This is a genomic window from Mucilaginibacter sp. P1_A3 (assembly GCF_056406855.1).
In genome coordinates this window covers 414,160-426,263 of sequence record NZ_JBFTZJ010000002.1, presented here as the reverse complement: position 1 = coordinate 426,263, position 12,104 = coordinate 414,160, and the positions used below count along the sequence as shown (strand labels likewise).

Below are 12,104 nucleotides of genomic sequence, written 5' to 3'. Positions count from 1 at the left end.
CGGGTTTTACTGGTATTTGGCCAAAAAAATGACAAAACAATTCCAGCTACCTTTATGGCATTATTTTTTTTCATGAATTATTGTTTATAGGTTGTTTTTAGTAGTTGTATTTACTTTTATTGACTATTTATTCTTAATGGCCCATTGCTTCAAAACAGTAATGGCATCATACAAAACACCAGCCTCGCCCCTGAAATCGCCAGATCCTTTTGGGGCTCCGGTTTGCACATCATACCATTCAAAAAAACCTTTGTTAGCAAGTGCCCTGTCAAGCATGGGCGATAATTCGGTATATGCGTCGTTAACGTAACCATATTCAATCAAAGCGCCCATCATCCTGCCGCCAAACCAGGTCCAATCACCACCATTCTGATAATTATATGGTTGCATGTTGGGGTACTGTTTTGCCGGATATGGGGGATAGACCGTGATACCTATAGTGCCATGTTTTTCCTTAGCTGCAGCGGCTACCATTTGCCTGTTTATTTCCTTAACCTCCGCAGGTGTATTAAAACCGGCTAAAATAGCGCACACAGATCCACCTGTATATAATATCTCTTTCTCGTTAAAATCTGGCGAAAAGGGGCTGCCATTTAAATAAATATGAGGGATATACTTTTGGGTTTTAGCATCCCACAGGTATTTACGTACATTTTTGGTAACACCCGCTGCCACTGAAGCCCAATCCTTTTGCGTTTTATAAGTTTTGGGTTTCATGGCCAGAAAATCATGAATGGCCTTTACATACATGGCGTTGTCATAAATATCAATTGCCCACTTGGTTTTATCATTAATAGCTACACCCCAGCCTGTTTCCGATTGTACATCGCCCCAATCTATAGTAGTTGCACCTGTAACAAGACCGTATTTTGCCGACCACCTGTCCTTTTGTATATAACTAAAGGCATCTTCCATACGCCGTAACACGGTTTTATCGCCGATAACTTCGTTTAGGATAGCCTTATCGCCTGTTACATCAATATATTTTTTTACAGCCTGAACTAAAGATGATTCCTGGTCTGTTTCAACCGTGTTTTTATGAGCCGCCCATCCACGCAGCAATGGCGAATAGCGGTATTTATAACCAACATTCGCTTTCGCGCTATCCACTACTCCATCAACTATATTGCCATCCTCGCCCTGAATTTTAAAAAACATCAGGAGATTGGTTTTTACTTCTTCTTTAGGATGAACTTTAAGCGACCCTTTAATAAATGTGTTAAAATCACGGATCCACACTTCGTTATAAGAAGTGCCTGCAGAAAAGCCCGAGAGCAATTTTAAAGCCCTGGCCTGGATAGTATCTAACCGCTGATCGGAAATAATCGATTTAGCTAATACCGGTTTGACAGATACCTGTGCACTGGCATTTAAATTGACAAAAATGGATAAAGTAAAAAAAGCAGGTAAAAGTACTTTCATGCAGGAATAAATGTTAACGTTAGGTATTACGATGTAAATTAGGTACTAAGCATCTGATACATAGCATCAGATCTGGTTTATATGTACAAACATAGCAACATAAAAATATAATGCAAATTTTTTGTTACATATTTTTTTAAAAAAAACGGCCTAATTTTAAGCCCCCCGGCTTTTGACATAGAAACCGTATAACGGCATATAAATTATCAGTATATACATATAAACATTATCATGTTTATATATTAATGATTTAATTTGCAGTACATATAGTTTGTAAAAACTAAAAAAATACCGAGATATATGAAACTTTCCATTGATCACAAAAGTGCCGTACCTCTTCATATACAGGCCGAAAACCTGTTAAGGGAACTGATTAAAGATCCTGAATATCAGTCTGGTAAATTATTGCCAAATGAAGTAGACCTGGCAAAAATATTGGCTATATCCAGGACCACCCTGCGCCAGGCCATTAATAAATTGGTTTATGAGGAGTTGCTGATCAGAAAAAAGAGACTGGGAACAAAGGTAGCTCATCCCAAAATGAGCTCAAAATCAATGAATTGGTTAAGTTTCACCCAGGAAATGCAGGCGCGCGGCATTCCTATTAAAAATTATGAATTACATGTTAGCTGGGTATACCCAGACGAGTTCATCGCTAATTTTTTTGATATAAAAGCCGAGAAAAAGATCATGAAACTGGAGCGGCTGAGAGGCAATGCCGAAGAAGCCTTCGTTTACTTTGTATCTTATTTTCACCCCAGGATAGGGCTAACCGGTGATGAGGATTTTAAAAAGCCATTATATGAAATGCTGGAAGTTGACCACTCGGTAGTAGCCAATTTATCAAAAGAAGAGATTAGCGCCAAAGCAGCCGATAAACTAATTGCAGGCAAGCTGGAAATTGACCCCGGCAGCCCGGTACTTTTCAGAAAACGTTTTGTTTTTGACCAGGGAGATCGCCCTATGGAGTATAACCTGGGTTACTATAAAGCCGAAAGCTTTATATATACTGTTGAAAGCAGGCGCACCAGCTAATTTCATGTAAAAAGATATAAGCGGTGTTTGGAATATAAGGTAAATACAATATGTTTGCACATTATAACATATAACATTTGTATGAGCAAGAATTCTGCTTCACCAAGCGATTTCAAAATTGATGGCGGGGAATTAAGGTCGACTAAACAGTTCCTTATCCCGGCAAAAAAAGAAACCGCCTTAATTCACCAATACGATATTTATCCTACTTTTAAAATCAACCAACAAATTTATAACGGTTTTGAAAGCTTGGCGGTATGGATAGCAGCACAAAAAACAAACATTACTATAGATGGCTATTCCGGGGTTTACTGGGACATTTTTTTAGATAGTCTTAATGCGGAATTTATAAAAAAGGGCATTCATGTAAATTGGGTAAACATCAATGAAGCACTTAAGCCCGAAAATGTTATTAATGAAATAATAGCCCCTGCCATGGGTGGGGATGATCCACTCTTCGGCAAGATATATGAAGGTGTCATCACCGATTTTTTCGACGCCGGAAAACTAAGCTCATTAAAACCAATTGAAGGCAGCGTAAATATAATTTATGCTTGTGGTGCTGCGCTTGCCGGTTGGGAAACCCCGGTTATTTATATTGATGTTCCTAAAAACGAGATTCAATTCAGATCAAGGGCGAACAAGATCACCAACTTGGGCGATAATCAACCTGCCGATCCAAAAGTTCAATACAAACGCTTCTATTTTGTTGAATGGCCCGTATTAAATAAACACAAAAAGCAATTGATCCCCATAATTGATGTAATTGTTGACGAACAACGGATCAACGAGATATCATGGGCAACAGGACAAGCGCTTAGAGATGCCTTAAAAGCAATGGCTCAAAATATGTTCAGGGCCAGGCCATGGTTTGAGCCCGGCGTATGGGGTGGTGAATGGATAAAACATCACATTAAGGGTTTAAATAATGATGTTGTAAACTATGCATGGTCATTTGAACTGATAGCACCCGAAAATGGTATTATTTTACAAAACGGCAGCGAAATGCTGGAAGTATCTTTAGATACGCTGTTTTTATATAATAACAAAGCTGTTTTAGGTAAAGCCGCCGAAAGATTTGGCGATGCCTTCCCTATTCGTTTTGATTTTCTGGATACCTATAACGGGGGTAATCTGTCTCTTCAATGCCATCCTACTGTTGCCTATACCAAAGCGAATTTTGGCGAAAATTTCACCCAGGATGAAACCTATTATATCCTTGACGCCGAACCAGGTGCCGAGGTATACCTTGGTTTCCAGGAAAATATTAATAAGCAGGAATTTAAAGCCGTTTTAGAGAACAGTTTCAAAAACAATGAGCCTGTTGAAGTTGGAGATTATGTGCAAATATTGCCGGCAAAAAAACATGACCTGTTCCTGATCCCCAATGGTACGGTACATTGCTCTGGTAAAAACAATATGGTGCTTGAAATAAGTGCCACCCCATATATTTTTACTTTCAAAATGTACGACTGGCTGCGCCCGGATCTGAGCGGAAACCCACGAACATTAAATATAGACCGGGCATTTGAAAACCTGAATTTTGAGCGGAAAGGGAAAGTAGTTACAGATACCTTGATATCCCGGCAAACCATCATTAAACAAGGTGATGATTGGCAGATCATCAATCTTACTACACATCCGGATCATTTTTATGCTGTTGAGCGCATTGAATTTGATACCGTTATTGAAGAATTTACACACAACCAATGCCATGTACTTAGCTTGGTTGAAGGTGAAAGCATCACCGTTACCACCAACAATATGGAACAGGTAATAAACTATGCCGAAACATTTATTATCCCTGCCGACGCCATAAGTTATACCATTACCAACAAAGGCAACAGCCGGGCAAAAGTGATAAAGGCATTTGTTAAAGATGAATGCTGCTAATTAATGGCAACTTCATTAAAAGATTAAGCAAACCAATAAAGCAATCAACTTTAAACAGTTTTAGCAATTCAAAAAAAAGCTAAAATTGCAAGAAAAAAAAATAACCAAGCCACCTAAAACTGTTTTATGAGTAAGGAAAATTTAAAGTCGGTAAATAGCGGATCCACCGTGTTTTTGGTGGCAATTACTTTGGTAGCTACACTGGGTGGTTTACTTTTTGGTTTCGATATGGCGGTGATTTCCGGCGTGCTGCCTTTTGTTAAAAACCAGTTCTCGCTTTCGGCTGCAACAGAAGGCTGGTTTGTATCTTCGGCATTGGTTGGCTGTATCATCGGAGTTTCATTCTCGGGCGATCTGAGCGACCGTTTAGGTCGAAAAAAAATGCTGATGCTCTCTGCCATATTATTCCTGGCATCGGCAGTTGGTTCGGCATTATCATCTGGTTTTACATTACTCATCTTGGCGCGTATGCTTGGGGGGATGGGAGTTGGGGTTGCCTCAATTGTAGCTCCATTATACATCTCAGAAATTGCACCGGCCAATGTAAGGGGGCGCCTGGTTACATTTTACCAACTGGCTATTACCGCCGGCATATTGGTTGCCTACTTAACCAATGCGGGTTTATTAAGCTTCTCCTTAAATTACAAAGGTACAGGCATGGGTCATATTTTAAACCTTATCCTGGTTAAAGAAGTGTGGCGCAGTATGCTTGGTTTGGGTACTATACCGGCCTTGCTATTTTTTACCGGCTTATGTTTTGTACCTGAAAGCCCGCGCTGGCTAATCCAAAAAGGACAAACTGAAGAGGGTATCTCGATTTTGGCCCGGATCACCAACCTTGCTACTGCCAAAAGCGACGCCCTCATCATAAAAAGCAGCATAACACAGGAAAAAGGCTCATACAAAGAGATTTTTGCACCGGCCATGCGCAAGCCCTTGCTTATTGGTTTGCTGCTGCCTTTATTTTCACAATTTAGTGGTATCAACGCGGTTATTTATTACGGTCCGCGCATTTTGAGCGATGCGGGAATCAACATTACGAACGCTTTATTGGGGCAGATCATTTTTGGGATTGCCAACTTCCTGTTCACCCTGATCGCAATCTGGAAGGTGGATAAAATGGGGCGCAGGCCTTTGTATATAGTGGGTGCCTTAGGTGCTACTGTTTGTTTGTTTTTTACGGGTGTTTGTTTTTACACAGGTGCTACAAATAATATAGCATTGGTTATCAGTATTATATTGTTCCTTGCGTGTTTCGCCTTTTCTATTGGCCCCCTGAAGTTTGTTATAGCTTCCGAAATCTTCCCCACTAAAATACGCGGCCGGGCGCTAGCTTTAAGTATTATGGTGATGTGGATTGCGGATACTATTGTAGGGCAGTTAACGCCGATGTTTTTAGGATCTGTTGGACCGGCTGTTACCTTCTGGTTTTTCTCTGCTTGTTGCCTGCTATCTTTCTGGGTGGTATACAAAATGGTACCCGAAACCAAAGGGAAATCGCTTGAAGAGGTACAGGAGATCTGGGCAGGACACTAATTTAAATGCGGCAATATAAATCATACAGATTTTAACTACCTTAATCCTGCACTATAGCTAAAACATTCTACATAAATGATTAACAGAAAAACGCTGACTATCATAGGCATAGCCGTATATTTTGCTACCGCCGCAAATGCGCAAGTATATAAAAATCCTAAAGCTCCGGTCCAACAGCGCGTTGCTGATCTTTTAAAAAGGATGACGCTTGAAGAAAAGGTTGGTCAAATGAGCATGTCATCCCTCGGCGAAGCAAAAAATAGCAAAATTGGATATGGTGTTTTGGAAAGCCCGTTTACCAATGTTAAGGACATTGCCCTACAATCGATTGTAGCTAAAAAATACGCCCGTGAACAAACCAGGCTGGGAATCCCTCCTATCCAGATTGGCGAATGCCTGCACGGCCAGTTGGCTGCCGGCGCAACAACATTTCCGCAAGCTATAGCGCAAGGAAGTACCTGGAACCCGGCTTTGATTGAGCAAATGGGTTCTGCAATTGCTTATGAGGCTTCTACCTCTGGGGTTGATGAAGCCTTATCACCATTATTTGATCTTATCAGGGATGCCCGTTATGGCCGTGTAGAAGAATGCTTTGCGGAGGATCCTTACCTGGTAGGCCAGCTGGGCTCCGCTTTTGTAAAAGGCATGCAGGGCGATCCATTGAAAACCCGTGCCAGCTTTGCCTTTGATAAAGTGATGTGTACAGGCAAACACTTTGCCGCTTATAGTAAACCCATAGCCGGTATTAACCTTGCACCTGCAGAAATTGGTGAACGAGAATTACGCTCCATGTTTTTGCCGCCTTTTAAAGATGCGGTGCAAGATGCCAATATTGCCGCCATTATGCCATCATACAACGAAATTGATGGTATCCCGGCCCATAGTAACGAGTTTTTGCTGAAACAGGTTTTAAGAGGAGAATGGGGCTTTAAAGGATATGTTTTTTCGGACTATGGAGGCTTGAGTCAATTATACAATTTTCATAAAGTAGCAAAAACGGCTTCAGATGCTGCGCTCTTAGGTATAAAAGCAGGTGTAGATCTGGAAGCTTCACGTCCCGATGTGTATGCCCACTTAATTGAACTGGTAAAAACCGGGAAAGTAAAGGAAAGCCAGGTTGATAGCGCAGTATCAAGAATACTGACGGCCAAATTTAAAGCCGGACTATTTGAAAAACCATTGCCGGATACTTCACTTTTGAACAGCAGGTTGCATACACCCGATCATATCAAACTATCGCAACAAATAGCCGAAGAATCCATCATCCTGTTAAAAAACGAGAAAAGCTTATTGCCTTTGAATATCAGCAAGCTTAAATCAATAGCAGTTATAGGCCCAAATGCCAACAAGGTGCAATATGGCGATTACAGCTTTACCCGTGATAATCTTTCGGGCGTTACGGTGTTGGATGGTATTAAACAATTTGCGGGTAACAACATTAAAGTTAATTATGCACAGGGCTGCGAACTTTCCGGCTTAGATAAAAGCGGTTTTGATGAAGCTGTTAAAATAGCAGCAAACAGCGACGCCGTTGTTGTGGTGTTAGGAACCACCAGCGTGGTATTTTCTGGAATTGGCTGGAATGGACATGCTCCCGGCAATGAACCTAAAGATCCATTTACCTGTGGTGAGGGATATGATGTTACAGATATTAACCCGCAAGGTGTGCAACGGGAGTTATTACAGGCAATTTATAAAACTGGCAAACCTGTAATATTAGTAATGGTACATGGCCGCCCATGGAGTATCAGCTGGGAAAAGGAAAACATCCCGGCTATACTGGAAGCGTGGTATCCCGGCGAAAAAGGTGGTACCGCAATAGCCAATATCCTTTTCGGCAAAGTAAATCCTTCCGGAAGGTTAAACATGAGTGTGCCGCAATCAACCGGGCACATCCCGGTATTTTATAATTATGTGAACTCATCAAAAGGAATTAACCGCCAACATGGTACTATTGAAAAACCAGGGCAGGATTATGTATACTCATCAACCGATCCTTTGTTCGCTTTTGGTTACGGCTTAAGCTATACATCTTTCCAGTATGATAACCTAAAAGTGTCCAAAACCGCTTTTACTAAAAATGAGCAGGTTACTATTTCTGTCGATATAAAAAATACCGGAAGCATTGCTGGCAAAGAGGTTGTGCAGCTTTACTTGGGTAATAAAATAAACTCTGTAAGTACTCCCGAAATGAGCCTGAAACGTTTCAGCAAGATAGCTCTTGAACCGGGCGAAGTTAAAACCATCAATTTCACTATCAACAGTAAAGATCTGGCCATCTGGAACAGGCAAATGAAACTGGTTACAGAGCCGGGAACTTTTGATGTAATGATTGCTAAGGCTGCAGATAATGTGGTATTAAAAAAACAACTCGAGTACAAATTGTAATGATGCATCAGGGCCTACATTATAACCTAAAAACACAATCATTTATTTTCTATCTGATTTTCACCAAAAACCCGCCATTGAGTAACGATGGCTTATTATATAAAAATGGTTCACCGGCCGAATTACACATTACAGCGCCGCTATAAATTGCTATTGCCTGGCCTGCCGCTGTATCCCACTCCATTGTTGGCCCATGCCTGTAATATATATCCGCTTTACCTTCGGCAATTAAACCAAACTTAATAGAGCTGCCAACAGATACCGTCTCTGCAATAGGATATTGTTTCAACATAGTGATTTCTTCTGCCGATGAATGCGACCTGCTACCTACAGCTATCCAGTTTTTTGTTTTTTTATTGGCATGAAGTTCCTTTGTTTCGCCTGTTGCACTCTCCTTCCAACTGCCAATACCTTCACCTCCATAATATAGTTCGCCGGTAACAGGAACATATATAATACCTAAAACAGGTGCGTTTTTATGAATAAGTGCTATGTTAACGGTAAATTCACCGTTACGTTTAATAAACTCTTTTGTTCCATCTAAAGGGTCAACACACCAAAAGTATTCCCAATTTTTCCTAACTTCATAAGGGATATCTTTCCCTTCCTCGGAAATTACAGGTATACCTGGATTTAAAACGGTAAGCCCTTGCATTATAATTTCATGTGAGATCTGGTCGGCAAGTGTTAAAGGCGATCTGTCATTCTTTAAAGTTACCGCTATATCACCGCCGTTATAAACAGTAAGTATCCCCCTGCCTGCCTCCTTAGCAAGTGCTAATAAAATGTGCAGATCAATAGTTGGTAACCCTTCAAAATTCAATTTCATAAAAGCAGATCAATAGCAATACATATTTTCCAATAATAGCTATTGCTATCAATATTTGCACCCTAACTTAATTTTTATTTGATGATAGCAGACGTTATGGTATCAGATTGATTTAATTTTACCTTAGATACCGATCCTTATGAAAGAAGAAGAAAAACTGATCTTCAATAATCTCAAAGAACAATACATTCATTTTGGTTTGCCTGCTGATTGCATTGATGATAAAACCGACTTTGTAATTCACAATTTGAAGGATATCCACAAGAATTTGCCTTATCAGTCGCTGGTGTTCAGGCCAAACTTCTTTTCTTTTGTTTTTGTTAAAAATGGCTCGGGGAAATATACTACCGATGAACTGGTGTTTGATACCGTACCCGGAACCATTTATTTTACAAACCCGGGGCATTACAAATCATATAACTGGTATAATATAGAAGAGGTATACCTGATTACCCTTAGCGAATCCTTCCTGAAAGAGAATGTTCACCCGGATATTTTTGAGGAGTTTCCGTTCCTGCTTGCCGAAACCGTACAGCCACGGGTTTTGGCTCCGGCCGCCTTTGCAGAGTTTGAGCAGCTTTACCTGCAGATATCAAAGGAGTACCAAGCTCAAAGCGCCTATCGCAATCGCATTATCGGGAACCTGTTTGTTGTATTGCTGTTAAAAGTAAAGGAGTATTTTTGGAAAGATTACAACCCCATTTATGAAGGCAACCGCAGTTCGCAGATAGTGAAGGAGTTTAAACGCACGCTCGAAAAACATTACCGCGACCTGAGTAATGGCCTTGTTGAAAAAGCTTACCGTGTACAGGATTATGCCGATGCCCAAAGCTTGCACCCTAATTATTTAAGCAACGTTATCAAAATAAAAACCGGGAAGGCAATTGGTACCTGGATAGCCGAAAAAACAATATCTGAAGCTAAGGCGCTGTTACAAAACTCGACCATATCTATTAAGGAAATTGCCTACCGTTTAGGATTTACCGAGTCGACACACTTTAGCAATTATTTTAAAAAACATACACAGCTATCTCCTGTTTTGTTCAGGAAACAGCATGTAAGTTCCTCATTGTAGATATTTCAACATTTGCCATTAAATAACAGCGTATTAATATAAAAAAACTCCATTCGCGATAAACAAATGGAGTTTTTTATGGTGAGATTTTTTTGGTGATTTAAGATGCTTTTGCCAACTTAAAGCCGGGTGCAGCCTTTAAAGTGTTTTTTACTACCGGCGTTACCGATTCATAATGTTTTTCTTTCAGTTTTTTAAATATCTCAAAACTAAATGCATCCTGCATAGGCAAGTTATATTTTGCTATAGTAGCCGGATGAAGCTGTAAGGTTTCTGAGGGAACTTTAAGATTCATATGGTTGATATGCGTTAAGCCGGTTACATTATCCGTATCAAATACAACAAAGGTATCTATCAACCTTCCTTCGGCATCGGTATAAACCACTGATTCATGTTCTTTAAAGGTTTCCATAATTAACAGATATAACCAGATAACAAGCAACTGTTTTAATAGTTTGATAACTATTAATTAAATATTACAGGAATTTAACTGACAGATTATTTACACCTGTTTAAAACCTGCCGATAAGCGCCCTAAATAAAGAAACTGTTGATGGCGTGCATCCTAATGCAGCCAGATATCAAATTATGGCCACCATTACAGAGCAGCAATTGCCAGGGCTTTTAAATAATACTGTGGCACAGCTGTTTGCATTTACATTATCTTATATGTAACTTTAGGTTATCGGTGTAAATACTGATAAGTTTTATCCAGATCCTTTTAATCTTTAAATTCACAGTTATGCCTAATCACCTATCCCCGCTCGGAATTTTCCATACTGCTGTTAGTATCCTCGCTGTTCTCATTGCATTATACGCTTTAATCCGTTATGGGAAAATAGATCCCGCAACTGCTGTTGGTAAGTTATATATAACTTTAACAGCAATTGCCTGCCTTACGGCATTGCCGATCATGAAAACCGGACATTTAAGTGCTGGGCATGGCCTGGCAGTTATTGTTTTAGTATTGCTCCCCATTGGCGTATATGCCAAATCAATCAAATTTTTGGGGAAGGGTGCCGATTATATTCAAACTATAGTAATGTCCTCAACCTTGTTTTTCTCGATGATTCCTGCAACTATTGAAACTTTAACCAGGCTACCTATAAGCCACCCGCTGGCCGCCGACCCAAATGACCCGGTAGCAAAAATGGGACTGCTCATCCTTGTTGTACTTTACATTGTAGGCGTGCTATACCAGGTTATAAAAATCAGGTCGGGGAGAAAGGCGACAGGAACACCAGATAGCACAGTTACATTGAGTTAATTTATCACAACTTAATGTTGATCCTGTTTAAACGTGATGTTTTGATTTGCCGTTATTGACTTGAACCTTTGCTGGTGGAATTGATTAAACAAATTTAAGCCTCATTCAATGCATTTATCCAAACCATTTTATTGTAAAAATGGTTTGGATATTGCTTAACGATTAAGCCGCATGCTTTACATAATGGCCGACCAGGTTGGTTAGTGCAGTTAATTCAAATGGCTTGCTTAACCAGGCATCAGCCCCACAGGCTTTAGCGATATCTGCAAGATCAGGATATCCCGATATCAGTATAACCGGGATATGACTGGTTAACGGATGCTGTTTTATGGCCCGGCATAGTTCGCTGCCAAAGCCGTCCTTTAGTTTATTATCAACCAAAACAAGATCTGGCATATGAAGAATCACTCCTTTGATGGAGTTTTTATCAAGAGATGCAACGGTGCAATACCCCTCTTCTCTAAGGACGACCTGTATAGCTTCAGACAAGTCTGAATCGTCTTCCACAACAAATATTTTTTTGCTCATAGGTTTGGTTTTAAGTAGATACACAAATTTACTCAGCAAAACTATCAATTACAAATTAACTTATTTACACAAAAGGCAACCATAAAATTCAGGTTTCACATTGATTATCAACATGGAAAAACAAAATATGG

At 40.0% G+C, this 12,104-nt stretch carries 10 protein-coding genes; 6 read left to right on the top strand and 4 right to left on the bottom strand.

The window, feature by feature from the left end:
• Window positions 1–123: 123 nt before the first annotated feature.
• Window positions 124–1,422 carry an MGH1-like glycoside hydrolase domain-containing protein gene (locus AC1D0K_RS05920; RefSeq protein ID WP_477391622.1) on the bottom strand — a complete coding sequence of 433 codons (1,299 nt, stop codon included), beginning with the start codon at window positions 1,420–1,422 and terminating at the stop codon, window positions 124–126.
• Window positions 1,423–1,722: 300 nt separating this feature from the next.
• On the opposite strand from AC1D0K_RS05920, the gene AC1D0K_RS05915 reads away from it, so the two are divergent.
• The 4 genes from AC1D0K_RS05915 to AC1D0K_RS05900 all read left to right on the top strand — a co-directional run bounded on the left by AC1D0K_RS05915 (window position 1,723) and on the right by AC1D0K_RS05900 (window position 8,274).
• Window positions 1,723–2,457: a GntR family transcriptional regulator gene (locus tag AC1D0K_RS05915; RefSeq protein ID WP_477391621.1), complete on the top strand. Its 735-nt coding sequence runs from the start codon at window positions 1,723–1,725 to the stop codon at window positions 2,455–2,457.
• 81 nt (window positions 2,458–2,538) lie between these two features.
• Entirely contained in the window at window positions 2,539–4,350 is a 1,812-nt protein-coding gene (locus AC1D0K_RS05910; RefSeq protein ID WP_477391620.1) for a class I mannose-6-phosphate isomerase, read from the top strand.
• Window positions 4,351–4,476: 126 nt separating this feature from the next.
• Window positions 4,477–5,886, top strand: coding sequence for a sugar porter family MFS transporter (locus AC1D0K_RS05905; RefSeq protein ID WP_477391619.1), 1,410 nt, complete (start codon window positions 4,477–4,479; stop codon window positions 5,884–5,886).
• A gap of 75 nt (window positions 5,887–5,961) precedes the next feature.
• Window positions 5,962–8,274, top strand: coding sequence for a glycoside hydrolase family 3 N-terminal domain-containing protein (locus AC1D0K_RS05900; RefSeq protein WP_477391618.1), 2,313 nt, complete (start codon window positions 5,962–5,964; stop codon window positions 8,272–8,274).
• A 49-nt stretch (window positions 8,275–8,323) separates the two neighbouring features.
• Here the strand turns inward: AC1D0K_RS05900 and cysQ are convergent, their stop codons facing one another.
• Window positions 8,324–9,103: a 3'(2'),5'-bisphosphate nucleotidase CysQ gene (cysQ, locus tag AC1D0K_RS05895; protein ID WP_477391617.1), complete on the bottom strand. Its 780-nt coding sequence runs from the start codon at window positions 9,101–9,103 to the stop codon at window positions 8,324–8,326.
• Between the two features lie 139 nt (window positions 9,104–9,242).
• Here cysQ and AC1D0K_RS05890 point away from each other — a divergent pair, with 139 nt between their 5' ends.
• Entirely contained in the window at window positions 9,243–10,178 is a 936-nt protein-coding gene (locus AC1D0K_RS05890; RefSeq protein ID WP_477391616.1) for a helix-turn-helix domain-containing protein, read from the top strand.
• Between the two features lie 100 nt (window positions 10,179–10,278).
• On the opposite strand, the gene AC1D0K_RS05885 is transcribed toward AC1D0K_RS05890, so the two are convergent.
• Window positions 10,279–10,590 carry a hypothetical protein gene (locus AC1D0K_RS05885; protein ID WP_477391615.1) on the bottom strand — a complete coding sequence of 104 codons (312 nt, stop codon included), beginning with the start codon at window positions 10,588–10,590 and terminating at the stop codon, window positions 10,279–10,281.
• A 330-nt stretch (window positions 10,591–10,920) separates the two neighbouring features.
• Between AC1D0K_RS05885 and AC1D0K_RS05880 the strand changes: the two genes are divergently transcribed.
• Window positions 10,921–11,445, top strand: coding sequence for a hypothetical protein (locus AC1D0K_RS05880; protein ID WP_295711753.1), 525 nt, complete (start codon window positions 10,921–10,923; stop codon window positions 11,443–11,445).
• 162 nt (window positions 11,446–11,607) lie between these two features.
• On the opposite strand, the gene AC1D0K_RS05875 is transcribed toward AC1D0K_RS05880, so the two are convergent.
• Window positions 11,608–11,973, bottom strand: coding sequence for a response regulator (locus tag AC1D0K_RS05875; protein WP_477391614.1), 366 nt, complete (start codon window positions 11,971–11,973; stop codon window positions 11,608–11,610).
• Window positions 11,974–12,104: the final 131 nt, after the last annotated feature.